The organism is Kitasatospora sp. NPDC006697 (assembly GCF_042869935.1).
Taxonomy (GTDB): Bacteria; Actinomycetota; Actinomycetes; order Streptomycetales; family Streptomycetaceae; genus Kitasatospora.
Genome location: NZ_JBIAGU010000023.1, coordinates 39,782 through 63,340, shown reverse-complemented (window position 1 = coordinate 63,340; position 23,559 = coordinate 39,782). Strand labels below are relative to the sequence as shown.

Sequence of the window (23,559 nt, the reverse complement as noted above, 5' to 3'; positions counted from 1 at the left end):
CGGTCCGTCAAGAGGGCCCGGTCTCCCCGGTTCCGCGGACGATCAGCCGGGTCGGCACCTCGACCCGGCGGACCGGCCCGGGCCCGTGCCGCAGCCGTTCGAAGAGCAGCCGGGCCGCGGTGGTGCCGAGTTCGGCCGGGTCCTGGGCGACCACGGTGAGGCCGGGCCGCAGCAGGTCGCCCAGTTCCAGGTCGTCGAAGCCGACCAGGGCCGGGCGGTCCGGCCGGGCCGCCAGCGCGTGCAGGACGCCCACGGTGATCCGGTTGTTGCCGCTGAAGAGCGCGGTGACCGGCTCCGGGCCGTCCAGCAGCCGCTGCACCGCGGCCGCCACCCGCGCGCGGTCGGTCGGCCCGGTGCGTACCCAGTCCGGCTCGACCGGCAGCCCGGCCGCCGCCATCGCCTCCCGGTAGCCGCGTTCCCGCTGCCGGCAGGTGTGCAGGTGCGGCAGGTCGCCCAGGAAGCCGATCCGCCGGTGGCCGTGCCGGATCAGGTGGGCCACGGCGGTGCGGGCGCCGCCCGCGTTGTCGCTGAGCACGGTGTCGGCCGCGATGGTCTCGGCCGGCCGGTCCAGGAAGACGATCGGCAGCCCGGAGCCGGCCTCCGGCTGCAGGTAGCGGTGGTCCCGCCCGGCCGGGACGATGATCAGCCCCTCCACCCGGCGGGCGCAGAAGGCCAGCGCCAGCTCGCGCTCCCGGTCGGCGCTCTGCGCGCTGGAGCCGGTGAAGAGCAGGCAGCCGTGCTCGGCGGCGACCGACTCCACCGCGCGGGAGAGCGCGGAGGAGAACGGGTCTCCGATGTCCTCCAGCAGCAGTCCGATGCTGGCGGTGGTGCCGGTGCGCAGCAGCCGGGCGCTGTCGTTGCGGCGGAAGCCCAGCTGCTGGATGGCCCGCTGCACCCGGCCGGCCATCTCCGGGCTGACCCCGGGCTCGCCGTTCACCACCCGGGAGACGGTCTTCAGCCCGACCCCGGCGACGGCCGCCACGTCCTTCATGGTCGGCCGGGGCGGGGTGCGGTGGCCGGCGGTCGGGTCGGTGCTCATGGCCCGAGCTTAGGTGCTGGTCAGCGGCCTATGACCAGGGAGGTCCAGGCATCGGCGAGGATGCGGTGGCCCAGTTCGGTGGGGTGCACGCCGTCGAGGGCGATCAGCTCGGGGCCGCCGGCCGTGCGGGCCGCCTGGTTGAGCAGCCCGTCGGCGGCCAGCAGCCGGGCGCCGAACTCGGCGGCCAGCCGGCGCACCGCGTGGATCCGCGGGTCCAGGTCCTCGCGCCACTCCCACTGGTCGGCGCTGACCGGCAGCAGGAACGGCTCGACCAGCACCAGTTCGGCGCCCAGCTCGTCCCGGGTGCGGGTGAGCAGGTGGCGGTAGTCGCGCTCGAAGTCGGCGGTGCTGGTCGGGTCGTCGTTGTCGTAGCGGCGCCAGGTGTCGTTGATGCCGACCAGCACCGAGACCAGCCGGGGGCCGTGCTGCACGGTGTCCGCGGTCCAGCGCCGGCGCAGGTCGGCGACCCGGTCGCCGGCGATCCCGCGGTTGACCACCCGCAGGCCGGGGTGGCGCTCCGTCAGCCGCTCGGCGGCCATCCTGACGTAGCCGTAGCCGAGTCCGTCGGCGTCCTCCAGCCGGGCGGCGTCGGTGACGCTGTCGCCCTGGAAGAGCACGGTGCTGCCGGCGGTGAGTGCGGTCACGGCTGTCCTGCCTTTCGTGGTGGGGGCTGCCAGTCTGCCGTGGATCACCCGGCCTGCGCGAGGACCTTCGTGTGGTCGCCGAACAGCTGAGCGGGATCCGGCCCGCTCCGCGGTCGTCTCTACCCTCAAGGGGGACGCGGAGCGGACCGGAGTCGTGGGGTGCCGTCAGAGCGGCGCCGGGCCGGTGCTCCCCCGGGGGAGCAGGACCGGTGTGGTGGCGGCGGTGCGGGCCGCCGGGGTGCGGCGCTCGATCACCTCGAAGAGCCGCTGGGCGGCCTGCGCGCCGAAGGCGTGCACGTCGTGGCTGAGCGCGGAGAGCGCGGGGTGGGTGAGCCGGCAGAGCTGGGAGTCGTCCCAGGCGACCAGCGAGAGGTCGGCGGGCACCCGCAGTCCCATCTCGGTGGCGACGGCGAGGCCCGCCACGGCCATGATGTCGTTGTCGTAGACGATCGCGGTGGGCCGGCTGCCGGGCGGTGCGGAGAGCAGGGTGCGGGTGGCCCGGGCGCCCTGGTCACCGGAGAAGTCGGTGGTCAGGTCGCGGGGTTCGGGCAGTTCCAGCTCGGCGGCCGCCCGGTGCAGCGCCCGGCTGCGGATCGCGCTGTGGCCGAGCCCGGGGTCCCCGCCGACCCGGGCGATCCGGCGGTGGCCGAGCATCGCCAGGTAGCGCACGGTCTGCTGGAGCGCGGCGCCGTCGTCGGTCCAGACCGCGGCCGTGCCGGGCCCGACCAGGTCGGGGTGGCCGGCGGCGGCCAGCGGGATGCCGAGCCGGCTGAGCACCGGCACCCGGGGGTCGTCCTCCACCAGGTCGACCAGGATCGAGCCGGCGATCTGCTGGCCGCGCCACCACTGGCGCTGCACGGCGGTCTCCTGCGTCCGGTCGGCGACCAGGCGCAGCAGCAGCGAGCTGCCGCGCTGCTGGAGGACGGTCTGGATGCCGGAGATGAACTCCATGTAGAACGGCTCCAGGCCGAGGTGGCGGGCGGGCCGGGTGATCACCAGGCCGATCGCGGCGGGGCCGGGGCGGCGCACGGCCAGTCGGCGGGCGGCGCCGTCCGGGGCCCAGCCGAGCTCGTCGGCGGCGGTGCGGATCCGCAGCCGGGTGGCCTCGGCCAGTCCGGGCCGGTTGTTGACGGCCATCGAGACGGCGCCCGGGGAGACGCCGGCCCGGGCGGCCACGTCGCGGATGGTGATCCGGCTCCTGGTCACTTGGTGGAGCCCGCCGCGAAGCCGCTGTAGATGAACCGCTGCAGCAGCAGGAAGACGGCCAGGGTGGGCAGGATCACCAGGATGGTGCCGGCCGAGATGGTCTCCCAGTGCGCGCCGAACGGTCCCTTGAACCGGAACAGCGAGGTGGAGATGGTGCCCAGGTCGCTGTCGGGCATGTAGAGGAACGGGATGTAGAAGTCGTTGTAGACCGCGATCCCCTTGACGATCACCACCGTGGCGATGGCCGGCCTGAGCATCGGCAGGATGATCCGCCAGTAGATGGTGAAGGAGTTGGCGCCGTCGAGCCGGGCCGCCTCGTCCAGCGAGATCGGGATGGACCGGATGAACTGCAGGAAGATGTAGATGGAGAGGATGTCGGTGCCCAGGTAGAGCATGATCGGCGCCCAGCGGGTGTTGAAGGCCCCGAGGTTGCTGATGATCTGGAAGGTGGCGACCTGGGTGGTCACCCCGGGCACCAGGGTGGCCAGCAGGAAGAGGCCCATCACCAGCTTCTTCAGCGGGAACTCGAAGCGGTCCAGCGCGTAGGCGGTCATCGAGCCGATCAGCACGGTGCCGGCGGTGGAGACGACCAGGATGATCGTGGTGTTCACGAACGCCTGGAGCATCTTCCCCTTCTCGAAGGCGGTGGCGTAGTTGGCGAAGTTGAACCAGTTCTCCGGCAGGCTCAGCGGCCCGCTGCCGGCCATCTCCTGATCGGTCTTCAGCGAGGCGAAGACGATCACGATGAGCGGGACCAGCACCACGGCGCCGGCCAGCACCAGCGAGAGGTACTTCAGCCCGGTCGCGGTGGCCCGCCGGGCCTTGATCCGGGTGTCGGGAGCGGTGGTCATGAGAGTTCGATCCTCTCCTCCGGCACGAGCCGGCGCTGGATCCAGGTGACGAGCAGGATGAGGAGGAGCAGCACGACCGCCGCGGCGGAGGCCAGCCCGACCTTGTCGAACTGGAAGGCCTGCTTGACGGTTTGGATCACGAAGGTCTGGCTGCCGTTGGCGCCGCCGGTCATCACGTACGGGATCTCGAAGACCGAGAGCGAGCCGGAGACGGCCAGGATGGCGCTGAGGCTGATGATCGGCTTGATGCTCGGCGCGATGATGTGCCGGAACTGCTGCCAGCGGTTGGCGCCGTCCAGCGCCGCGGCCTCGTAGAGGTGCTCGGGGATGGACTGGATCGCCCCGAGGAAGAGCACCAGGTTGAGCCCCAGGTAGCGCCAGACCGAGACCCCGGCCAGCGACTTGTTGATCAGGTCCGGGTCGCCCAGCCAGAGGTGCCTGCCGTGCATCCCGGCCAGCTTCAGCACCGCGTCCAGGGTGCCGCCGGGCTGGAAGAAGTAGAGGAAGACGAACCCGATCGCCACCCCGTTCATCAGGTACGGGAAGAACAGGATGCCCTTGAAGAGGTTGCGGAACCGGGTCTTGAAGCTGAGCACGGTGGCGAAGTAGAGCGCCGCCGCGATCTGCGCCGCCGCCGCGATCAGGTAGACCCCGCTGACCAGGAAGACCTTGAACAGCTCCGGCCTGGTGAACAGGTCGGTGTAGTTCTTCAGCCCGACGTTGTCGCTGGTCGGGCTGATGCCGTCCCAGTCGGTGAAGCTGTAGCCGACCATGTCGGCGATCGGCAGGTAGGTGAAGACCGCCAGCAGGGTCAGCGGCACCAGCAGGTAGAGCCAGGGGGTGAACCACCGGTACCTGCGGGTCCGGTGGCGCCGGGAGGGCCTCCGGCGGGTGCCGGGGCCGGGCCCCGGTGTCTGCTCGGACAGCGGCCTGGTGCTGTCCTGTCGCACTGCGGTCATCTCGTTCCTTCGTTCTGCCGATCGCCCGGCCGGGTCAGCTGCCGCTGGACTTCTGGGCGTCGGCCCACTTCTTGTTCTGGTCGGCGAGGACCGAGCTCAGGTCGCCGCCGGCCGCGCCGCGCGCGACGTCGACCAGGTGCTGGCGGTAGTCGGGGGCGTAGAGGCTGGTCTCGGCGGCCTTGTCGATCTTGCCGACCAGGTCGGCCTTGTCCTGGGCCTGCGGGATCAGCCGCACGCCCTGGTCCTCGAAGGGCTTCAGGCTGGTCGGCAGGGCGCTGCCCTTGACCGAGGAGATGCCCTGCTCGGCCTGGGCGTCGCCGGACTTGTTGATGAACCAGTCGATCCAGGCGCGGGCCGCGTCCTTGTGGCTGGAGTGCACGTTGACGGCGTACTTGTAGTCCGGCTCGACCACCGTGCAGAACCTGCCGTCCGTCTGCTGCGGGAACGGCATGAAGGCGATGCTGTTCGGGTCCTTGCCGGCCGACTTGGCCGCCGCCTGCATCTGCGGGATGGCCCAGGAGCCGAGGAACATCGCGCCGATCTGGCCGTTGGCCAGCAGGCCCTTGGACTTCTCCCAGTCGGTGGTGGTCGGGTCGGCCTCGGTCAGCTTCTGGTGCACGGCGTCGTAGAGCAGTCCGTCCAGTACGCCGAGGTCCTTGCCGGCGGCCCAGGGCGCCGGGTCGGCGGCCATCGTGTCGGTGGCCTTGGCGTCGCAGCCGGGCACGCCGATGCCGTCGGTCCACTTCTCCATCGGCCAGCCGTCGTGGTAGTTCGTGTAGTACGGCGTGGCGCCGGTCCTGGACTTGATCGCCGTCAGGTCCTCGAGGAACTGCTGCGGGGTGGTCGGCCAGCTGGTGACGCCGGCCTGGGCCCAGAGGTCCTTGTTGTAGACGAAGCCGACCGCGTTGCCGAGGTTGGCGATGCCGTAGACCTGGTCGTCGACGGTGGCGTAGTCGGTCCAGCTGTACTTCTGCGAGAGGTCGGCGGAGCTGCCCAGCGAGGCGAAGAAGGTCGGGTACCGGCTCTTCGGCAGGTTGTTGGGGATCAGCAGGACGTCACCGTAGTTCTTGGTGTTCATCCGGATCTTGGTCTCGCCCTCGTAGTCGGTGATCCCCTCGAAGTTCACCGTGACGTGGGGGTAGAGCTGGTTGAACTGCTCCGCGTAGTTCTTCAGGGTGCCGTCGGAGATCTCGTCGGTGCGGTTGGTCAGCACCGTGATGCTGCCGGAGACCCTGGACGGGTCGGCGGCCGGCGGGGCGGAGCTCGTGGCGGAGCCGCTGCCACCCTGGCCGCTACACGCGGTGAGCAGGCCCATGGTGGCGGCCGCGGCGGCCAGCAGTCCTCTTCGCATCGTTGCTCGTCCTTCGCGCTGTTCGGTCGGGCCCGGCCCGCGGGGACAGGTGCGGCGCAGCCACCTTGCGGGCCGGGGGGCGATTAACCCTGGCGTCACATTGCCGCCACCTCCATAGACCGGTCAATACCTACCGCCAGGGGAAAGTTAGGCGAATAAGGCGAGTTTGACTAAACGTTTACTTTATCGATTGACGATTCAGTCTCATTACGTCCATGTGACCAGTGCGACGTGGACAACGTTGTCAAAGAGAGCCAGAATCGAGCGGCTCACGCCTGCGGCGACCAGGCCGGAGCCGGCACCTGCAACCAGAGGATTCACTGTGAGTAATGACCTGAATGGCGCCGCCATCACCCCCGCCCCCGTGGTCGCGGCAGTGGACATCGGCGGGACCAAGATCGCCGCGGGCCTGGTCGACGGAACGGGCGAGCTGCTGCACCGCTGCCAGGTGGCCACGCCCGCGAAGGAGGCGGCCGAGACCGTCTTCGCCGCCGTCGCCGAGGCGCTGGACGGACTGGCGGAGCACCCGCTCTGGGCCGCGGCGGGCGCCATCGGCGTGGGCAGCGCCGGCCCGGTGGACGGGCGGCGCGGCACGGTCAGCCCGGTGAACATCCCGCACTGGCGCGACTTCCCGCTGGTCGAGCAGGTGCGCAAGCACCCGGCCGCCGGCGACCGCCCGGTGGTGCTGGGCGGCGACGCGGTGGCGATGGCCGCCGCCGAGCACTGGCTGGGCGCGGCCCGCGCCTACCGGAACGCGCTCTGCATCGTGGTCTCCACCGGCGTCGGCGCCGGGCTGGTGCTGGACGGGCGGGTGCGCCCGGGCCCGAGCGGCAACGCCGGCCACCTGGGCCACATCAGCCTGGACCCGGACGGCGAGCCCTGCCCCTGCGGGTCGCGCGGCTGCCTGGAGCTGCTGGCCAGCGGCACCGCGATCGCCCGGCAGGCCCGGGCGGCCGGCTGGCGGCCGGCCGGCGACGACTCCGCCGCCGGGGTGGCCGGGGCCGCCCGGGCCGGCGACCCGGTCGCCCTGGCCGCCTTCGACCGGGCGGCCCGCTCGCTCGCGGTGGGCATCGCCAACACCGCGGCGCTGGTCGACCTGGAGGCCGTGGTGGTCGGCGGCGGGGTGGCCCAGGCGGGCGAGCTCTTCTTCGCCCCGCTCCGCCGCCACCTGGCCGACTACGCGACACTTTCCTATACCCGTGGCCTGGTGGTGCTGCCCGCCGAGCTGGGCACCGATTCGGGAGTGATCGGCGCGGCCGCACTGGCCCTCCAGCAGCGCTGACGCACCGTCACCCGCCCGGCCGCCCCCCGGGGTTGGCCGGACGGGTGATTTCTTGCCACTCTGTGACATGTCACCGATGACATAACGACCGCGTCTCGAATGCGGTCGGAGCTGTCGGAGATCTTGACGCTGGGCGTCACCGTGCGTTTTCTAGTGTGTCATCTCGTTTGATCGCTGTTACTTCTGTTCGGTTGTGTCACAGGGCCCTCAGGGCTCGTCCCATCCCCCCAGGAACCCTCATGCCCTCCTCGCTCCCCCGCCGCCTGGTCCCCAGCGCGGCTGCCGGCCTCACCGCCGTGCTCGGCCTCTGCGCCTGCTCCACCGGTCAGCCCGCCGGCAACGGCGACTCCGTCAGCACGATCTCCGGCAAGATCTCCCTCACCTACCTGCAGAAGCAGGGCGACCAGCAGTACTTCATCGACGAGGCCGCCGGCGCCAAGGCCAAGGCCGCCGAGCTCGGCATCGACCTCAAGGTGGTGAACCTGGGCACCGACGCCAACAAGGCCGTCGGCGAGGCCCAGTCCGCCATCGCCCAGAAGACCAACGGCCTGATCACCGTGCTGCCCGACCCCTCGGTCGGCCCGCAGGTGGTGCAGACCGCCAAGGACGCCAAGGTGGCCCTGCTCACCTCGGACGACCAGGTCTGCTCCTCCGGACCGGAACCCGCCGCCTGCGCGCACCAGGACCTGGTGCCCCGGGTCGGCTTCTCCGGCGAGCAGATGGGCCAGCAGGTCGGCAAGGAGGCCGCCGCGCTCTTCAAGCAGAGCGGCTGGAACGCGGCCGACACCCGGATCATCTCCGCCTGGCAGCAGGACGTCTCGGTCTGCAGCGACCGGGTCAAGGCGGCCGACGAGGAGTTCGCCGCCGACGCCGCCGCCCGGGTCCAGGTGATCGACGTGGCGACCGACAACACCCCCACCGGCGCGCAGGACAAGGTCTCGGCGACCATGACCGCCAACCAGGGCGTCAAGCACTGGATCCTCTGGGGCTGCAACGACGAGAACGTCCAGGGCGGCGTCACCGCACTGCAGAACGGCGGCGTCAGCCCGGACAACATCATCGGCGTCGGCCTCGGCGCCTACCTCGCCTGCAAGGACTGGGGCAGCGGCAAGCCGAGCGGGATGAAGGCGGCGCTCTTCATCAACGGCAAGGACGTCGGCGCGCTGGCCGTCCAGACCATGTACGACAAGCTCAAGAACGGCAAGGACTTCCCCCAGGAGGCGTTCGCGCCGACCAAGATGGTCGACCCGGGCAACTGGCAGACCTCCGGTCTCAGCTGCACCTGACGGGGGATCGGGCCGGCCGCCGACGCCGGTCGGCGGCCCTGACTCCCGTGGGGCAGCGGGGGCGCCGCACCACGGGGACCGCCCCCGGCGCGCGAAGTCGGGTCGCGCGCCGGGGGCCTCGCCATGTCCGGGCTCCTCGGCTCCGATCCGTCGGTGATACCCCATGGGGTATTGTCGGAACTGTCAGCACCGACGTCCCCCACCCCGAGGAGCCCCCCATGTGTCGACGCACCGTCTGCCGGACCTGCGGCAAGCCCGGCTACGCCGGGTGCGGCATGCACGTCGAGCAGGTGCTGGCCGGCGTGCCGCGCTCCCAGCGCTGCTCCCGCGACCACCAGCCGGAGAAGTCGGGGTTCTTCCGCAGGCTCTTCGGCCGCGGCTGACCGGGCCGACCGGCCACTGCCGCTGCCGCTGTCACTGCCCACTGCGGGTGCCGCGCGGCGCGGAGCGTGCTTCGCTGCGAGTACGGGCATGTCACTCGGACACCGCCGTCCCGGGAGGCCGTGATGAGCAGCAGCGAGGACGGCAGCAGGCACGGCCCCGGCCGCACCGGCGCCGCCCACCGCACCGGTCCGCCCGCCGTGCCGGTGCCGTGGCTCTGCCGCTGGCAAGCCGCCATCCGGGTCAACCGCAGCCGCCGGATCACCCGGACGGCGGATGGCGCGACCGGCTACCGGCACTGCGGCTACCACCCCCGCCGCTCCGGACGGGGTGAGTGACACGCCCGGCACCCGCAGGCACCACCCGCCCCGCCGGAGGCCGCCATGAGCCCCACCCCCCGCCCGCCCGCCGCCCCGGGCACGGAGAGCCCCGACGCGGACGACGTGTCCGCCGCCGCCCAGCGGGCCGAGCGGCGGCGCTGGCAGGCACTGGCGGTCTGCCTGCTGGTCGGCTTCATGAGCCTGCTCGACGTCTCGATCGTCAACGTCGCGCTGCCCTCGATCGAACAGGGCCTGCACGCCACCCCGGCCGACCTCTCCTGGGTGCTCTCCGGCTACGCGCTCACCTTCGGCCTGACCCTGATCCCGGCCGGCGTGCTCGGTGACATCTGGGGCCGGCGCACCGCCTTCCTGACCGGCCTCGTGCTCTTCACCGCCGCCTCCGCCGCCTGCGGCCTGGCGCCCAGCGCCACCGCGCTGGTGGTGGCCCGGCTGATCCAGGGCGCGGCCAGCGGCCTGCTCGGCCCGCAGATCTCCGGGCTGATCCAGGAGATGTTCACCGGCGCCACCCGGGCCCGCGCCTTCGGCTACTTCGGCACCACCGTCGGCCTGGCCACCGCCGTCGGCCCGCTGGCCGGCGGCCTGCTGATCAACGCGGCGGGCAGCGAGGACGGCTGGCGCTGGGTCTTCTTCGTCAACCTGCCGATCGGCGTGATCGCCTTCCTGCTGGCGCTGCGGCTGATCCCGACCCGCGGCAGGGCGGTGGAGTCCGCCCTGGACCGGCGGATCGACCTGGTGGGCGTAGCCCTGCTGGCCGCGGGCCTGCTGGCGATCCTGCTGCCGCTGGTGCAGGCGGAGCAGTGGCACGGCGACACCAAGTGGGCGCTGATCCCGGTCGGGCTGGCGCTGCTGACCGGCTTCGTCGCCTGGGAGCGCCGCTGCCGCTCGCCGCTGGTCGACCTGACGCTCTTCCGGCTGCGCTCCTACACCTTCGGCGCGCTGCTGGGCCTGCTCTACTTCGCCGGGTTCACCACGATCTTCTTCATCTTCACCCTCTACCTGCAGCGCGGGCTCGGGTACAGCGCGCTGCAGGCGGGCGCGGCGATCACGCCGTTCGCGCTGGGCTCGGCGGTCTCGGCGGCGCTGGGCGGGCGGCTGGTCAGCCGGCACGGGCGGCTGGTGATCATCGTCGGGCTGGTCACCGTGATCACCGGCACCGCCTTCGCCGCGCTCGCCGTGCACCTGGTGCCGGGGCACGGCGCGGCCTACGCCACCGCCGGGCCGCTGCTGGTCGCCGGGATCGGCTCCGGTCTGGTGATCGCGCCGAACCAGAGCCTGGCGCTGGCCTGCGTGCCGGTGGCCCGGGCGGGCACGGCGGGCGGCATCCTGCAGACCGCCCAGCGGCTGGGCACCGCGACCGGGGTGGCCTGCGTGGGCGCGGTCTTCTTCGCGCACCTGGCGGCGCACGGCAGTTGGGCGGGCGCCTTCCAGCTCGGGGTGCTGGTGGCGCTGGTCTTCGAGGTGTTGGCACTGGTCTGCGCGCTGGCCGACGCCCGGCAGCGCGGCGGGCACTGAGCGGGCTTCGCGCGGGCTTCGCGGGGTGGTCCCGGATTTAGTAGCCATGGACATAGTAGCCATGTACTCTATTTCTCATGAGCGAAGCACAGCCCGGCCCGACGGCCGGCTACCTGGTCTGGAGCCTCTCCACCAAGTGGCGGGTCGCCGTGGACCGCGCCGTGGCCCCCCTGGGCCTGACCCACGCGCAGTACGTCGTGCTGGCCACGCTGTACGGGCTGCGGCGCAGCGGGATCCGCCCCAGTCAGCGCGAGTTCGCCGAGCGGTCCGGCCTGGAGGCGCTGTACGTCTCCAAGCTGGCCCGGGCCCTGGAGTCCGCCGGGCTGCTGGACCGGACCCCCGATCCGGCGGACAGCCGGGCGGTACGGCTCTCGCTCACCGAGTCCGGCGCCGCCGCCGCGCGGCAGGCGATCGAGCGGGTTCAGCAGCTGCTGGACCAGCTGCTCGAACCGCTCGGCGGCCTCGGCAGCGAGCGCACCGCGGCCTTCACCCGCGACCTCCAGGCACTGCTGAACGCACCGCTCGACCTCGACGCACCGATCAACCGACCACCGCAGAAGGAGTAGCCATGTCCAGCACCCCCGCACTCAACGGCCAGGTCATCGGCCGGGCCCACCACGCCACGCGTGCCCTGCTGGAGCGCGAGCTGGCCCGCACCGGAACCAGCTTCCAGCAGTCGCTCGCGCTCAACGCGACGCACGCCGCGGGCGGCGAGATCGCCCCCGAGCAGCTGGCCGGCCAGCTGGTGGCCGGTCTGAAGATCGCCCGTCCGGCCGCCGAGGCCGTGGTGGCCGAGCTGGTCGCGGCCGGCCTGCTGGCCCCCGCCGAGGGCGGCCGGCTGCGGCTCAGCGAGACGGGCACCGAGCTCGGCCGCTCCATCCGGGAGGCCACCGCCGCGCTGGTCACCCGGCTCTACGCCGGGTTCCCCGCCGACCAGCTGGAGACCGCCGCGCGCCTGCTGACCGCGATCACCGAGCGGGCCGACGCCGAGCTGGCCGCGGCCGCCTGAGCCCCACGCCCTGGCGTCGGGTCAGACCATCTCCAGCGGCCGATGCGGCCCGGCCGGCAGCTCGGCCCGGATCGCGTCGCCGGGACGGACCTCGCCGCCCACCCGCACCACGCCCATGATCCCGGCCAGCCGCACCACCGCGCCCTGCTCGTCCCGGTAGACCACCCGCTTCATCAGCCCGCGCTGGAAGGCGTCGATCTGCGGGCAGGGGTTGCGCAGGCCGGTCACCTCGACCACGGCGGACGCGCCGAGGTGCAGCAGGGTGCCCTCGGGCAGGCCCAGCAGGTCGATCCCGGCGGTGGTGATGTTCTCCCCGAGGTCGCCCGGGCGGACGGCGAACCCGTCCGCGGCCACCTCGGCGAACAGTTCCTCGTGCATCAGGTGGACCTGCCGCAGGTTCGGCACCGAGGGGTCCCGCGCGACCCGGGAGCGGTGCTTGACGGTGACCCCGGCGTGCACGTCGCCCTCGACGCCGAGCCCGGCCAGCAGGGTGATCGCCGGACGGGTCGGCTTGGTGAAGGTGTACTCGCCGCTGCTGCTGACGGCCCGGACCGTGCCCCTCACCGGGTCGCCGTCCCTGCGGTGAGGGCCCAGCGCTCGTGGTCGCGCCAGGCGCCGTCGATGAAGAGGAAGTCGGGCGAGATGCCCTCCAGCCGGAAGCCCAGCCGCTTGGCCAGCGCGATCGAGGCGGTGTTGCCCGGCTGCACGTTGATCTCCAACCGGTGCAGGCCCATCGGCCCGAAGGCGTGCCGGAGCAGCAGCCCGATCCCCTCGGTCACCAGCCCGCGCCCGGACACGAACGCGCCGTAGCCCAGCGCCCCGCTGCGGAAGGCGCCCTGCACGATGTTGTTGATCGCGACGTAGCCGGCCAGCGCGTCCGTCTCCGGGAGGCAGATCGCGAACCCGGCGCGGGACGGATCGGCGAACCGGGCGACGTAGGCGTCGAACTCCTCCAGCGTGGCCGGCGGGGCGAGCCAGGGGTGGTGCAGCTCGCGATTCTCCCGGGCGAGGCGGGTGTACTCCTGCCGGTCCGTGATGCGCAGATACCGGAGGGCGACGCGTTCGCCGCGCTGGAGGTAGTCGATGGCCACCCGATGATCTTATCGGGACGTGCTCGCACGGCTCGGGGATTATTCTCCGGCCGCCGCCCGTCCCCACACCGCACGGTCCGACGGTGCCTCAGTCCGCCCGGCGGGCGCGGCCGAACTCCGCGAGTGCGTGGAAGGCGGCCTTCGGCTCCCAGCGCAGACCCGGGTGGGTGGTGCTCTCGCGGCCGGGGGCGAGGACCCTGACGATGCCGAAGGAGGCGCGGTCGAAGTCGAGCCCGTCGACGTCCGGGTCATGAGCCAGGTCGTAGCGGGCGAAGGTGTAGACGAAGGCCGCGTCCAGGCCGGAGCGGTCGAAGACGCCGAGCAGGTCGCGCAGGTGGGCGGCCTGCTCCTGCTCGTCGCGGACCAGCGGGCGGGTGAGGCGGACCGGGCGGCCCCGCTCGTCGTACTCGACCGCCGTGTCGCCGCGGCTGCCCTCGGCGCCCGCGCCCCGGTAGCTGCCGCAGCCGAACTCGGTGACCGCGGCGGGGCGCCCGTGCGAGCACAGGGCGCGGATGCCCGGGTCGAGCTGGTCGGCGTTGCCCGCGTCGCGGTAGCCGGCGTCGGTGGCGACGAGGTCGAAGGGCGTCCAGTCCACCCCTTCGAACGGCAGCGAGGCGTAGCCGATCCGGCCGTCGAACCGCTGCCGGGCCGCCGCCAAGGCGCGGGCGAGGAAGGCGTTGAGCCGCTGGTGCAGTTCGGGCAGCACCGTCCGCAGCCGCGCCGGGTCGGTGAGCACGGCGACCCGCTCGTCGAGCGTGCCGCCGGGCAGGAAGCCGTCGGTGAAGAGCGAGATCTCCGAGCCGGTGAGCAGCACCACCTCGGCCCCGGCGGCGCGCAGCCGCTGCGCGCGCTCGGCGCAGTCGGCCAGCAGGGCGAGCAGCTGATCCGCCGTCAGCCCGTTGGTGAACGGCGAGAGCCAGACCTCCAGGCCCGCCTCGGCCGCGCACCGGCCCGCGGTCTCCAGCCGGCCGGGGTCGGCGCCGGTGATCCGCACGGCGTCGCAGTGCAGTTCCTCGCGGATCACCCGCATCTCCCGGCGGACCTGCTCGGGGTCGAAGGGCTCGTGCGTGGTGGTTCCGCCGGTGCTGAAGCCGGCGTCGTAGTTGATGCCGAACGCGCGCATGACTGCCCCCTGGTATCGTGCCGGACGCTTTACGGTACGGAGCGTACCCTAAGCGGTGGGCGGGCGTACGATGCCCCGGTGAGCAGCGGATCTCGGCAGGACTCGGGGCAGGCGGCGGCGACCCGGCGGCGCGGGGCGGCGCTGGAGGAGGCCATCCTGGGCGCGGCCGTCGGGATCCTGCTGGAGTCCGGGGTGCCCGGGCTGACCATGGACGAGGTCGCCCGCCGCGCGGGCACCAACAAGAACGCCGTCTACCGCCGCTGGCCCAACCGGGTCGCCCTCGGCGTCGCCGCCTACCGCCGGCTCGCGGACGAGCGGACCGCCCCGCCCGACACCGGCGCGCTGCGCACCGACGCCCTGGAACTGCTCCGGCTCGCCAACCGCACCTGGTCCTCCCCGCTCGGCGAGATCCTGCGCGGCCTGCTCGCGGCGGCCGGCGGCACCCCCGGACTGCTCGCCGAGCTGCGCGACCCCGACGGCGGCCCGACCGCGCACGACACCGCCTGGCTCACCGTCATCGAACGCGCCGTGGCCCGCGGCGAGGCACCTCCCGGGGCCCGCCACCCCCGGGTGGCGGCCCTGCCCAGTGCCCTGCTGCGCAACGAGTACGTGCTCCGGGGCGAGCCCGCGGTGCCCGATCCGGTGCTGGTGGAGATCGTCGACGAGGTGTTCCTGCCGCTGGTCCGGGGCCGCGGAAATCCCGGCGACATCTGCTAACTGCTCCCCTACGCTTGGCAGTTTGTGCCCGAGCGCATTTCCTGGAGGAGCACACCATGGTTCAACTCTTCCCGCTGGACCCGCCGACCGAGGAGGGCCTGCTCGACGTCGGAGACGGCAACCGGATCTACTGGCAGACCCGCGGCAACCCCGCCGGCAAGCCCGTGGTCATCGTGCACGGCGGCCCCGGCGGCGGCGGGCGGCACGGCGACACCTCCTCGCTGGATCCGGCCGCCTATCGGATCATCAGGTTCGACCAGCGCAACTGCGGCCGCAGCCTGCCGCCCGCCTCGGACCCGGCGGTGAGCCTGGAGCACAACACCACCGGGCACCTGATCGCCGACATGGAGCTGCTGCGTGAACACCTGGGCGTGGAGCGCTGGTTGATCTTCGGTGGCTCCTGGGGGCCGACGCTCGCCCTGGCCTACGCGCAGCGCTACCCGGAGCGGGTGACCGAACTGGTGCTGGTCAGCGTCTTCACCGGCCGGGCCGACGAGATCGACTGGCTCTACCGCGGCGTCGGCCGGCTGCTGCCGGGCGCCTGGGAGGCGTTCCGCGACGCACTGCCGGAGGCGGACCGCGGCGGCGACCTGCTCGCCGCCTACGACCGGCTGCTCAACGCGCACCCGGACCCGGCGGTGCGGATGCAGGCCGCCCGCGACTGGTGCACCTGGGAGGACGCGGTCATCGCCCACGAGGTGAACGGCCACCCCGGCGCCTACAGCAACCGCCCCGACGACGCCCTGCTCACCCTGGCCCGGCTCTGCGCCCACTACTACAGCCGCGGCGCCTTCCTGGAGGACGGCCAACTCCTGCGCGACGCCCACCGCCTGGCGGGCATCCCGGGCGTCCTGGTGCAGGGCAAGCTGGACCTGGGCCTGCCGCTGCAGGCGGTCTGGGACTTGGCGAAGGCCTGGCCGGACGCCGAGCTGACGATCGTCGACGACTCCGGGCACACGGGCAGCGACGCGATGAGCGAGGCGGTGGTGGCGGCGCTGGCGCGGTTCGCGAAGACCGGATTCTGAGCCGCCCACCGCTGACGGCCGCCGCCGGACACGCCCGTTCGGCGGCGGCCACCGCCGAGACCGGAACGGGGAGCGCACCAGGTCTCCCTGACGCTCCGCCAGGCTACTCCCCCGCCGCCCAGCTCAGGCCGATCCCCTCCGCCAGCACCCGCTCGCCGAGCGTGGTGAGCGCCACCGCGCGTCCCGTGCCGACGGGCTCGACCCAGCCCGCCGCGAAGGCGTGGGCGCAGAGCGCGGCGCCCGCGGCGCCGGCCAGGTGGGGGCGGCGTTCGGTCCAGTCCAGGCAGGAGCGGACGGGTGGGCGCCGGGTGGCGGGGGGCAGGGCGATGCCGAGGCCGGTGAGCCAGGCGGCGCCCGCCGGGGTCAGGCTCAGCCCGTGCTCCCAGCTGAGCAGTCCGCGGCCGGTCATCGCCGTGGTGATCGCCACCCCGAGGGTGCCGGCCAGGTGGTCGTAGCAGGTGCGGGCGCGGGCCAGGGCGCGTCCGCGGTGGACGGCGAGCAGGGAGTTCGGCGGGTCGGCGCGGCGGGGTGCGCGGGCGGCGAGGTGCTCGATCAGGTCGGCGGTCTCCGGGTCGGCGAGGCGGACGTAGCGGTGCCGGCCCTGCCGTTCCTCGGTGAGCAGGCCCCCGGCGACCAGCCGGTTCAGGTGCCCGGTGGCGGTGGAGGGCGCCACCCCGGCGTGCCGGGCGAGTTCGTTCGCCGTCCAGGCGCGGCCGTCCAGCAGCGCCAGGCAGAAGGTGGCGCGGGTGCCGTCGGCGAGCAGCCCGGCCAGGGCGGCGAGGTCGGGGCCGTCGGTGTGCGGCGGCCGGCGGTGGGGGTCGTGGCTGTTCATCGCCTCCCATCCTGCACCCGGGATGCTTCGGCCGGGGCCGAAGCATCCCGGCCCTACCGTCGGCCCCATGAACACCATCGCGCCCGCCGCCCACCTGACCGTCGCCCCCAGCATCCTGTACTTCGGCACGCCGGTCGTGCTGCTCGCCACGGAGAACGCGGACGGCGGCGCCAACCTCGCGCCGATGTCCTCGGCCTGGGCGCTGGGCCGGGTACTGGTGCTCGGCATGGGCGCGCAGTCGCAGAGCGCGCGGAACCTGGCCGCCCGCCCGGACCTGGTGGTCAACCTGCCCGGCCCCGAGCAGTGGCCGGCCGTGGAGCGCCTGGCCCCGCTGACCGGGCGCGACCCCGTCCCGGCGGGCAAGCGTGCCGTCTTCCGGTCCGAGCCGGACAAGTTCGGCGCCGCCGGCCTGCACCCGCGCCCGGCCGAGCTGGTCCGGCCGCCGCGGGTCGCCGAGTGCCCGCTACAGCTGGAGGCCCGGGCCGTCCGGGTAGCTCCTGCTGCACCGTGCGAAGTGGGACGCCGACGCGGTCCGCGACGACGTACGCACCTGCGTGGTTGACACCTGCTCGACGATGCGGCGGTGCTCGTGGTCGACGAGACCGGCGACCTGAGGAAGGGCACCGCCACGGTCGGCGTGGACGCGGGGACACCCGCCCGCTGGGTCGCGGGCGACGAGGTCTACGGCGACAACCCGCATCTGCGAGCCGCACTCGAAGCCCGCCCGATCGGCGACGTGCTGGCCGTCTCCAGCACCCACCAAGTCATCACACGCGCTGGGAAGTTCGCGGCGAAGGCCCTCGTGGCGAAGATCCCCAAGCAGGCCTGGCAGCGACACTCGGCCCGAGCGGGCGCCAAGGGCGAACTCGCCTTCTATCGCTGCTTCTCACCCAGACCGGTACCTCTCTCCGAGCTGGTGGGATGGCCGGGCGGCGCTGGACTTCCTGGCACCGCTGGGTCACCCTCGCCATGCTCACCCACGCCTTCCTGGCCGTCACCACGGCCGCCGAACGTCACGACCGGCCAACCCTCGACGGCCTGATACCCATGACCGGCAACGAGATCCAGCACCTGTTCGCAGCCGTGATCTGCCCCGTCCAAGACCTCGCACACCGACTGCGCTGGTCATACTGGCGACGACCTCACCAGGCCCGTGCGCGCCAGTGCCACTACCGGCGGCAGGCCGCACTCCAACCATGAAAATCATGATCTAGGGCTGGAGTATTAGGCGCTGACTACGGCGCCCGACAGGCCATCGATGTAGACGCTGGGAGAGGAAGACTGATCCTGCCCGGAACTTGACAGGCTGACAAACCAACAGGGGCGCCACTGGCCGCCGATTTGCTTGGCAAGCAGAAAGGCGTCAGTCGCACGGCTTCCCGGGTTTTCTCTTACTGCCTGCTGTTCGGCGATCTCCTGAGAGACAGTGGGGTGCGGGAGTTGGGGATCGGGAGTCAACAGCGCCCTGGCGGACATCACCCGACCCCCGGCGGAGATCATGACATCGAGGCGCAGAGGCATCAGCACGCCATCGGCATTGTGGCGACGATACGAAATCGCTCGGGCTTCGCCTTGCTTTCCGGCGGGACTGGCCGTTCGCTGCGCGTCACCGATTCCATTCGGGAACCAGGTGCTGATGAACTGGTTGCCGATCGCCTCCATCTGACTGGCAGTCAGATTTCCGTCATCAGCCCGGAGGTTCGCGGAAGCCATCTCGGCCAATTGCTGGCTCGGCCACAGCAACTGGAAACTTCCCGCATCGGTCGTGACTGCGAGACGTGGGCCCGGGCCGACCGAAGGGTCCGGTGCCAGCTTTGTTGTTTCGACGTGGACCTGGGGACCGAATAGCTTTTCGGCAGCCTGGCGGGCGACGGCAATGTCAGGATGCGGAATGCTTGGCATCACTACGTCGGAGTAGATACGAATTGGCGATGCGAGGAAGACGGCAGCGACTGCCGCTAGTCCAGTTCCGAGAATCACCGCCCCTTGCAGGGCGCTTCGCATATTTGCTCGCATGCGGCGGTGGTGCAGCACGATCCAGGCGATGGCTGCCGCCACCCCTACGGCGGCACCGGCGGAGTTGTCGAGGAAGTCGGCGAGGTCACATGCCCTGCCGGTGCCGGCGAGCGTCTGCGTGACCTCGGTTGCAGCTGACAAGACGACATAGGCAGCGAGATTCGCTTCCCATCGGCCGAACGCCCATACGCCGCAGAACGCCAGTGGTACGTACAGGGCGATGTTCATCCACCCCTGTTCGTTGAAGGCGTCTGTGAATGATGCGCTCCCGATGGAGCACATCGGATGACCCCGGTCCCCCGAGTTCGATGGGGTCAGTGTTGCGGCTACCTCTAATGCGAGGAATAGGCCCCAGCACACTGCAGGGATCACGGGCCGGCCAATCCGGCGAGCAAGCAAGGCCGCCGCCACAGCGAACAGTAGGGCGAGCCCAGCGAAGACCGGGCCGATCGTAGGGACAGCGCGCCAGATTGCGTCGATCATGGTTCAGCTTTCATGCGGGAACGCCCGGAGCCACAGAAGTGGCTCCGGGCTGGAGGGCAAGTGCTCAGCAGGCCCAGACCTGCGGGGTCAGGAAGTCGCCCTGGCCCACGACGCTCAGGCCGCCGTAGATGTTGCAGTTGTACGGGTTCGAGCGGGCGGGCCACTGGTAGGACCTGGTCTGGCCCGAGGACTGGGTGAAACCGCCCAGGTCCCAGTTCTGCCCGCCGTCGGCCACGTAGTAGAACTCCGCGTTGATCGTGCCGCCACCGGTCTTCTGGTACTGGATGTTGGGGCTGTAGGTCCCGTTCCCGTTGGGGTTGGCCCAGAACGACAGGACACCGTTCGAGAGCTGCGTGCTGACGTTCGGGATGACGCCGCCGTGGCTCACCGACGAACCGTCGTTGACCGCGATGCTGACGCCGCCCTTGGCGGGCGTGGGCGTGGCCGCCTGAGCAGAGTTGGTGCTGAAGACTGCGGCGAATGCCGCCGCGGTGACAATGAGGGCCGCTGCGCGACGCATCATTTTCTTCTCCTGAGTTCTAGGGCTGTTGGTGTGCCTGTCCTCGAAGAGGTCCGGATTCCCCCCGGTCGGCTTAACCAAGAACCTACGCCCACAAATCGATGTGACTCAGCTACTTCCTTTCGGACACGTAAGTCATTGTGCAAGCATCCTGACGGTACGTCAGTTCCACTTTAGGACATGATCGGATATACCCGGAACGACCGTGACGACAAGGTCACAAACTGCGACTATGGCGTGTGTCACATGGGCTTGACCTGGGTGTATCCCGGCAACTGTGACACCATCCGTCACTCCCAGCACACTTCCCGTCCCACCCACATTCGTGAGCAACGAGTAGATCCAGCACTCGCGACGTGTCATCAACTCGCCGGCGGACCGGTGCCTGCGGCCGAAGGAGAGTCGTCGCGGCGCTCTCCCGCACCTAGGCGGTGTGCGCCGTCGGCCTGCTCCCTCACGGGCGCGGCGGCGCTCACCGCCTACCGCACCGCTTGAGCCGCCGACGCCCGCACCGACCAACTCGTCCTCCAGCAGCTCCGCCAGAGCCCCGGTCACGACGCCGCCGGCCTCGCCGCTGCCCTCGCACTGCGCCCCGCCGCCGCCCGGCTCAGCCTCCACCGGCTCTCCCACAACGGCACTCTGCCCGCGCCCGACAGCCCGGCCGACGCCAGCCACTGAACATGTCACAGCGAAGGGGGGCCGCCACCTGTGACCGAGTACTTCAGCTGGCGAGTTGAGCGTCGGCTGAAGCAGGTGCCGTCGGCCTCGGGTGACGTAATATGTGCCCTGTAGTAATGGCTATTACATTGCCGATGGTGGGGTCACAGCTTCGGGAGGGCTTGATGGTTGGGGACATAGTCACGACCTGGGTGGCGGGCTGGGCAGTGTCCCGACGGACGCCCCCGCCGGTCGAGAAGCTCTGGGGGTACTACATCGAGGTGGCCGACAACCCCGACGAAGTGGGGCGCCATGTTCTCCCCGAGGCCGAGGAGTCATTGGTCCGCAGCGCCGCTGCCTCCGTGTCCGCACCGCGGACCTGGATGAAGATGCCCGCGGAACCGGAGGAGATCGAACCCTGGCTGCCCCGTGCATGGGTGGTGGCTTGGAAGGAGACCGGACATCTGATGGCCGTTGACCTGATGGCCACACATCCGGCCCCACCCGACGGGTACACCACGACTGTCGAGACCATAGGAGCCGTCACCTGCATCCGGGTGCTGGATGCGGCAGGCGAGCAGGCTGCCAAGGGACAGATGGCCGTCCTTGGGGAGGCCGTGGTCGTGGACCGGGTGGTGACGGAGGAGACCCACCGGCGGCGCGGACTGGGCGGCTTCGTGATGCGTTCGCTCGCCGACCACGCCCTGCGGGAGGGCGCGGTTCTCGGCGTTCTCGGCGCAACGGACGCCGGGCGCGCGCTGTACGAGACGCTGGGCTGGAAGAAGCACGCAACGCTCGCGGAGTGCATCTACCGGCCCTGAGGCCAGAAGCACCCCTCTTACAAGTAGGGGGCTCAGAGCGGGACAACGACAGCAGCGAGATTCGATCTGACCTGCCATCACGATCTCAGCGAAGGTCAGCACCTCGCTGGTCGTCACCGGCGACGGCCACCAGTGCGCCGAGTACGCGCTGACCGGTGGTCAGGCCCTGACCGTCGCCGGGCAGGTCGGCATCCTCGCGGCGGCGCTCGGCCGCCCGATCGAGGTCCGCCCGGCGGCGAGCCCGGAGCAGGCGCTGCGCTCCCGCTTCCCCGGCGGCACGCCCGGGCCGCTGGCGGACGCGCTGATCGAGGGCTTCGCGCTGATGCGCGCCGACACCACCGGCTTCCGCACCGCCACCGCACGGCAACTGCTCGGCCGCGAGCCGGGCAGCTTCGCCGACTGGCGCGCGCGCCACGCCGCGGCGTTCAGCGGCCCCAGCCGCCCGACGGGGTGACGCCGTCGCGGGAGTGCCACCAGAGCCGGGTGCGGATCGGCCGGGTGGTGCGCTCCCGCAGGCAGCTGCGCCAGAGACCGAGGCTGAAGGCGACGTCGTCGGTCAGCCGGACCGCCGCCCAGGGCAGCAGCGGGAGCGCGGGCCGGGTGCGGCGGTGCGCCAGCACCGTGGGCAGCACGGCCGCGGCGGCGAGCGGCAGGCGCAGCCGGGGTACGGCGGCGGCGAGCGGGACGGCCAGCGGCCACCAGGCCCTGGTCACCGTCCGGCCCAGCACCTCGACCGTGCGCAGGGTGCTGCCCGTGCCGATCAGGGCCGCCTGCTGCCAGGGCCGGTCGCTCCACTCCGACAGCCGGTGGGCCACCAGCGCGGTGGTCCCGGCGGTGAGCGCGGCGGCGGCGACCGGGCGGCGGGCCACCAGCAGCGCCCAGGCGGCCGCGCTCGCCGCGGGCACGGCGACGGCGGGCAGCTTGTCGGGGTGGCGGACGGCGAGCGGTCCGGCCGAGCCGCCGTACTGGATGCGCTGGGCCAGCCACTGCCGGGGCCGGGTGCGGTGCTGGTGGCCGACCGTGACCGAGGGGTCGTAGCGGACGTGGTGGCCGTCGGCGGCCAGCCGCCAGACCAGGTCGACGTCCTCGCCGACCCGGATGCTCTCGTCGAAGCCCGCCCCGACGGCCGCACGCCGGACCAGCAGGGCCGCGCTGGGCAGGTAGCTCACCACGGCGCCGGGGCGGACGATCGACTCCCGCGGGCCCATGTCCAGCGCGGAGTGCTCGTTCTCGTACCGCGCGAACAGCCCCTGGCCGGGCCGGTCGGCGGTGATCCGGGGTGCGGCGACGGCCACGGCGGGGTCGGCGAAGTGCGGCAGCAGGCCCTCGATCCAGTCGGGGCCGGGCACGCAGTCGGAGTCCAGGAAGGCGACCAGGTCGGTGCCGGCGTGCGCGAGCCCGGTGTTGCGGGCGGCGGCCGGGCCGCCGTTCACGGGGCGCCGGACCAGCCGGGCGCCGGCCGCCCGGACCACCTCGGCCACGGCCTCCGGGTCGGCGGAGGCGTCGTCCACCACGATCACCGCCACCCCGCCCGGCAGTCCGGCCAGGCAGCGCGCCAGCTCCCCCGCCCGGTCCCGGACCGGCACCACCACGGTCACCGCCGGCCGAGGCCCGTCCAGCGGCGGCACCGGGTGCAGCAGCCCGGCCCGGACCAGCCGCCGGGCCAGCAGCCCGGCCGCCCGGCCGTCGCCGACCGGCTTCCCGGCCAGCCACTCGCCGACCAGGGCGGCCGCGGGCCCGGCCAGCCGCACCAGCCGGTAGGGGGCGCCGCCGAGCAGCACCCGCCCATCCTGATGCACCGTCAGATTATCGTCGGCCCGCAGCCGGAAGGCAGCGGGCAGCGGCAGCTCGTCAGTCACCGGGTGTCCTCGAACATCGCGGGGGGCCGACCAGCCGGGGCGGCACGGGAGGGTAGCCGGATCAGCATGGCGGCTCTGCGGGTCCGGCGACAAGACCCAATATCGTTTGTACAGACTGCTGTTGAGGGAACGTCAGTCGCCCCCCGGGGGGGGCGACGAAGCCGGACTCGTGGGCGGCGATCACCGCCTGGGCGCGGCCAGTCCGACCAGGGCCAGCAGCGGGACCGGCGCCAGCAGCGGGTAGCAGCTCCGGGCGGCGCCGGCCGGCAGCGCCAGCCCGTTGATCCGGGTCGGGCCGGGGCGGCGGGCGCGGTGCAGAGGGCGCCGACGGCGCCGACCGCGTAGGCCACTACGCGCTGCGCTTCACCGACCCTCCGCCCACGGCCTACGGGCACTGGACCGGCCTGGCGCTGCTGGCGCTCTGGGCGGGGGCGGCGGCCCGGGCCGGTGGACGGGCGCTGGCGGGGCGGGTCGCCCAGCGGGCGCGAATCCCGCCAGCGGTGAGCCAGAATTAAGACATCACCAGTTCTTCGTTCATCGTACAACGGGGGCTA

The 23,559-nt window shown here is 72.3% G+C and carries 24 protein-coding genes and 2 pseudogenes; 12 read left to right on the top strand and 14 right to left on the bottom strand.

Annotation, left to right across the window (positions count from 1 at the left end):
* Positions 1 to 7: 7 nt before the first annotated feature.
* The 6 genes from ACFYNO_RS28040 to ACFYNO_RS28015 form a co-directional block, all read right to left on the bottom strand.
* Positions 8 to 1,039: a LacI family DNA-binding transcriptional regulator gene (locus tag ACFYNO_RS28040; protein WP_388018313.1), complete on the bottom strand. Its 1,032-nt coding sequence runs from the start codon at positions 1,037 to 1,039 to the stop codon at positions 8 to 10.
* Positions 1,040 to 1,059: 20 nt separating this feature from the next.
* A complete protein-coding gene (locus tag ACFYNO_RS28035) occupies positions 1,060 to 1,683 on the bottom strand; it encodes an SGNH/GDSL hydrolase family protein (protein ID WP_388018310.1) in 624 nt (207 codons plus the stop codon).
* Between the two features lie 165 nt (positions 1,684 to 1,848).
* Positions 1,849 to 2,889, bottom strand: a complete 1,041-nt coding sequence (locus ACFYNO_RS28030) for a LacI family DNA-binding transcriptional regulator (protein ID WP_388018307.1) — start codon at positions 2,887 to 2,889, stop codon at positions 1,849 to 1,851.
* Positions 2,886 to 3,740, bottom strand: coding sequence for a carbohydrate ABC transporter permease (locus ACFYNO_RS28025; protein ID WP_388018304.1), 855 nt, complete (start codon positions 3,738 to 3,740; stop codon positions 2,886 to 2,888). The genes ACFYNO_RS28030 and ACFYNO_RS28025 overlap by 4 nt, the downstream gene beginning before the upstream one ends.
* Entirely contained in the window at positions 3,737 to 4,699 is a 963-nt protein-coding gene (locus ACFYNO_RS28020; RefSeq protein ID WP_388018301.1) for a carbohydrate ABC transporter permease, read from the bottom strand. Before ACFYNO_RS28020 ends, ACFYNO_RS28025 begins: the two co-directional genes overlap by 4 nt.
* A 34-nt stretch (positions 4,700 to 4,733) precedes the next feature.
* Positions 4,734 to 6,050, bottom strand: a complete 1,317-nt coding sequence (locus ACFYNO_RS28015) for an ABC transporter substrate-binding protein (protein WP_388018298.1) — start codon at positions 6,048 to 6,050, stop codon at positions 4,734 to 4,736.
* A 322-nt stretch (positions 6,051 to 6,372) separates the two neighbouring features.
* Here ACFYNO_RS28015 and ACFYNO_RS28010 point away from each other — a divergent pair, with 322 nt between their 5' ends.
* The 7 genes from ACFYNO_RS28010 to ACFYNO_RS27980 all read left to right on the top strand — a co-directional run bounded on the left by ACFYNO_RS28010 (position 6,373) and on the right by ACFYNO_RS27980 (position 11,861).
* On the top strand, positions 6,373 to 7,332 hold the full coding sequence (locus ACFYNO_RS28010) for an ROK family protein (RefSeq protein WP_388018295.1): 960 nt from the start codon (positions 6,373 to 6,375) through the stop codon (positions 7,330 to 7,332).
* Positions 7,333 to 7,571: 239 nt separating this feature from the next.
* Entirely contained in the window at positions 7,572 to 8,618 is a 1,047-nt protein-coding gene (locus ACFYNO_RS28005) for a substrate-binding domain-containing protein (RefSeq protein WP_388018292.1), read from the top strand.
* 218 nt (positions 8,619 to 8,836) lie between these two features.
* Positions 8,837 to 9,001, top strand: a complete 165-nt coding sequence (locus tag ACFYNO_RS28000) for a hypothetical protein (RefSeq protein ID WP_388018289.1) — start codon at positions 8,837 to 8,839, stop codon at positions 8,999 to 9,001.
* A gap of 123 nt (positions 9,002 to 9,124) precedes the next feature.
* The gene (locus tag ACFYNO_RS27995; protein WP_388018286.1) at positions 9,125 to 9,337 is read left to right on the top strand and encodes a hypothetical protein; all 213 of its coding nucleotides are present in this window, start codon (positions 9,125 to 9,127) and stop codon (positions 9,335 to 9,337) included.
* 45 nt (positions 9,338 to 9,382) lie between these two features.
* A complete protein-coding gene (locus ACFYNO_RS27990; RefSeq protein ID WP_388018283.1) occupies positions 9,383 to 10,852 on the top strand; it encodes an MFS transporter in 1,470 nt (489 codons plus the stop codon).
* Between the two features lie 77 nt (positions 10,853 to 10,929).
* On the top strand, positions 10,930 to 11,418 hold the full coding sequence (locus ACFYNO_RS27985) for a MarR family winged helix-turn-helix transcriptional regulator (protein ID WP_388018281.1): 489 nt from the start codon (positions 10,930 to 10,932) through the stop codon (positions 11,416 to 11,418).
* Between the two features lie 2 nt (positions 11,419 to 11,420).
* Complete coding sequence (locus tag ACFYNO_RS27980) at positions 11,421 to 11,861, top strand: MarR family transcriptional regulator (RefSeq protein WP_388018279.1); 441 nt, start codon at positions 11,421 to 11,423, stop codon at positions 11,859 to 11,861.
* 21 nt (positions 11,862 to 11,882) lie between these two features.
* On the opposite strand, the gene ACFYNO_RS27975 is transcribed toward ACFYNO_RS27980, so the two are convergent.
* From ACFYNO_RS27975 to ACFYNO_RS27965, 3 genes are all read right to left on the bottom strand, one after another.
* Positions 11,883 to 12,425, bottom strand: a complete 543-nt coding sequence (locus tag ACFYNO_RS27975) for an MOSC domain-containing protein (protein ID WP_388018276.1) — start codon at positions 12,423 to 12,425, stop codon at positions 11,883 to 11,885.
* A complete protein-coding gene (locus ACFYNO_RS27970; protein WP_388018273.1) occupies positions 12,422 to 12,952 on the bottom strand; it encodes a GNAT family N-acetyltransferase in 531 nt (176 codons plus the stop codon). Before ACFYNO_RS27970 ends, ACFYNO_RS27975 begins: the two co-directional genes overlap by 4 nt.
* An 88-nt stretch (positions 12,953 to 13,040) precedes the next feature.
* The gene (locus ACFYNO_RS27965) at positions 13,041 to 14,075 is read right to left on the bottom strand and encodes a hypothetical protein (protein WP_388018270.1); all 1,035 of its coding nucleotides are present in this window, start codon (positions 14,073 to 14,075) and stop codon (positions 13,041 to 13,043) included.
* A gap of 78 nt (positions 14,076 to 14,153) precedes the next feature.
* Here ACFYNO_RS27965 and ACFYNO_RS27960 point away from each other — a divergent pair, with 78 nt between their 5' ends.
* Both ACFYNO_RS27960 and pip read left to right on the top strand, forming a co-directional pair.
* Complete coding sequence (locus ACFYNO_RS27960) at positions 14,154 to 14,792, top strand: TetR/AcrR family transcriptional regulator (protein WP_388018267.1); 639 nt, start codon at positions 14,154 to 14,156, stop codon at positions 14,790 to 14,792.
* Positions 14,793 to 14,848: 56 nt separating this feature from the next.
* Complete coding sequence (pip, locus tag ACFYNO_RS27955; RefSeq protein WP_388018264.1) at positions 14,849 to 15,817, top strand: prolyl aminopeptidase; 969 nt, start codon at positions 14,849 to 14,851, stop codon at positions 15,815 to 15,817.
* Positions 15,818 to 15,920: 103 nt separating this feature from the next.
* Here the strand turns inward: pip and ACFYNO_RS27950 are convergent, their stop codons facing one another.
* On the bottom strand, positions 15,921 to 16,649 hold the full coding sequence (locus ACFYNO_RS27950; RefSeq protein WP_388018261.1) for an ArsR/SmtB family transcription factor: 729 nt from the start codon (positions 16,647 to 16,649) through the stop codon (positions 15,921 to 15,923).
* Between the two features lie 67 nt (positions 16,650 to 16,716).
* Here ACFYNO_RS27950 and ACFYNO_RS27945 point away from each other — a divergent pair.
* Both ACFYNO_RS27945 and ACFYNO_RS27940 read left to right on the top strand, forming a co-directional pair.
* Positions 16,717 to 17,148, top strand: a pseudogene (locus ACFYNO_RS27945) (flavin reductase family protein); the annotation flags it as partial.
* Positions 17,147 to 17,849 (top strand): annotated as a pseudogene (locus ACFYNO_RS27940) (IS701 family transposase); the annotation flags it as partial. The pseudogenes ACFYNO_RS27945 and ACFYNO_RS27940, both read left to right, overlap by 2 nt.
* Positions 17,850 to 17,873: 24 nt before the next feature.
* On the opposite strand, the gene ACFYNO_RS27935 reads toward ACFYNO_RS27940, so the two are convergent.
* Together ACFYNO_RS27935 and ACFYNO_RS27930 are read right to left on the bottom strand one after the other, a co-directional pair.
* Positions 17,874 to 18,947, bottom strand: coding sequence for a VanZ family protein (locus tag ACFYNO_RS27935; protein WP_388018538.1), 1,074 nt, complete (start codon positions 18,945 to 18,947; stop codon positions 17,874 to 17,876).
* 265 nt (positions 18,948 to 19,212) lie between these two features.
* Positions 19,213 to 19,671 (bottom strand): hypothetical protein, encoded by a 459-nt coding sequence (locus tag ACFYNO_RS27930; RefSeq protein WP_388018258.1) that lies wholly within the window; start codon positions 19,669 to 19,671, stop codon positions 19,213 to 19,215.
* Positions 19,672 to 20,606: 935 nt separating this feature from the next.
* On the opposite strand from ACFYNO_RS27930, the gene ACFYNO_RS27925 reads away from it, so the two are divergent.
* A complete protein-coding gene (locus tag ACFYNO_RS27925; protein WP_388018255.1) occupies positions 20,607 to 21,146 on the top strand; it encodes a GNAT family N-acetyltransferase in 540 nt (179 codons plus the stop codon).
* A gap of 85 nt (positions 21,147 to 21,231) precedes the next feature.
* On the opposite strand, the gene ACFYNO_RS27920 is transcribed toward ACFYNO_RS27925, so the two are convergent.
* Both ACFYNO_RS27920 and mftF read right to left on the bottom strand, forming a co-directional pair.
* The gene (locus ACFYNO_RS27920; protein ID WP_388018252.1) at positions 21,232 to 21,561 is read right to left on the bottom strand and encodes a hypothetical protein; all 330 of its coding nucleotides are present in this window, start codon (positions 21,559 to 21,561) and stop codon (positions 21,232 to 21,234) included.
* Between the two features lie 10 nt (positions 21,562 to 21,571).
* Entirely contained in the window at positions 21,572 to 23,005 is a 1,434-nt protein-coding gene (mftF, locus tag ACFYNO_RS27915) for a mycofactocin biosynthesis glycosyltransferase MftF (RefSeq protein ID WP_388018249.1), read from the bottom strand.
* Positions 23,006 to 23,559 lie beyond the last annotated feature (554 nt).

Excerpts from the sequence above, each read along its gene's own strand:
- ACFYNO_RS28040 (WP_388018313.1), bottom strand. The coding sequence starts at position 1,039 with ATGAGCACCGACCCGACCGCCGGCCACCGCACCCCGCCCCGGCCGACC.
- ACFYNO_RS28025 (WP_388018304.1), bottom strand. The coding sequence starts at position 3,740 with ATGACCACCGCTCCCGACACCCGGATCAAGGCCCGGCGGGCCACCGCG.
- ACFYNO_RS28020 (WP_388018301.1), bottom strand. The coding sequence starts at position 4,699 with ATGACCGCAGTGCGACAGGACAGCACCAGGCCGCTGTCCGAGCAGACA.
- ACFYNO_RS28015 (WP_388018298.1), bottom strand. The coding sequence starts at position 6,050 with ATGCGAAGAGGACTGCTGGCCGCCGCGGCCGCCACCATGGGCCTGCTC.
- ACFYNO_RS28005 (WP_388018292.1), top strand. The coding sequence starts at position 7,572 with ATGCCCTCCTCGCTCCCCCGCCGCCTGGTCCCCAGCGCGGCTGCCGGC.
- ACFYNO_RS28000 (WP_388018289.1), top strand. The coding sequence starts at position 8,837 with ATGTGTCGACGCACCGTCTGCCGGACCTGCGGCAAGCCCGGCTACGCC.
- ACFYNO_RS27995 (WP_388018286.1), top strand. The coding sequence starts at position 9,125 with ATGAGCAGCAGCGAGGACGGCAGCAGGCACGGCCCCGGCCGCACCGGC.
- ACFYNO_RS27990 (WP_388018283.1), top strand. The coding sequence starts at position 9,383 with ATGAGCCCCACCCCCCGCCCGCCCGCCGCCCCGGGCACGGAGAGCCCC.
- ACFYNO_RS27985 (WP_388018281.1), top strand. The coding sequence starts at position 10,930 with ATGAGCGAAGCACAGCCCGGCCCGACGGCCGGCTACCTGGTCTGGAGC.
- ACFYNO_RS27980 (WP_388018279.1), top strand. The coding sequence starts at position 11,421 with ATGTCCAGCACCCCCGCACTCAACGGCCAGGTCATCGGCCGGGCCCAC.
- ACFYNO_RS27965 (WP_388018270.1), bottom strand. The coding sequence starts at position 14,075 with ATGCGCGCGTTCGGCATCAACTACGACGCCGGCTTCAGCACCGGCGGA.
- pip (WP_388018264.1), top strand. The coding sequence starts at position 14,849 with ATGGTTCAACTCTTCCCGCTGGACCCGCCGACCGAGGAGGGCCTGCTC.
- ACFYNO_RS27950 (WP_388018261.1), bottom strand. The coding sequence starts at position 16,649 with ATGAACAGCCACGACCCCCACCGCCGGCCGCCGCACACCGACGGCCCC.
- ACFYNO_RS27935 (WP_388018538.1), bottom strand. The coding sequence starts at position 18,947 with ATGTGCTCCATCGGGAGCGCATCATTCACAGACGCCTTCAACGAACAG.
- ACFYNO_RS27930 (WP_388018258.1), bottom strand. The coding sequence starts at position 19,671 with ATGATGCGTCGCGCAGCGGCCCTCATTGTCACCGCGGCGGCATTCGCC.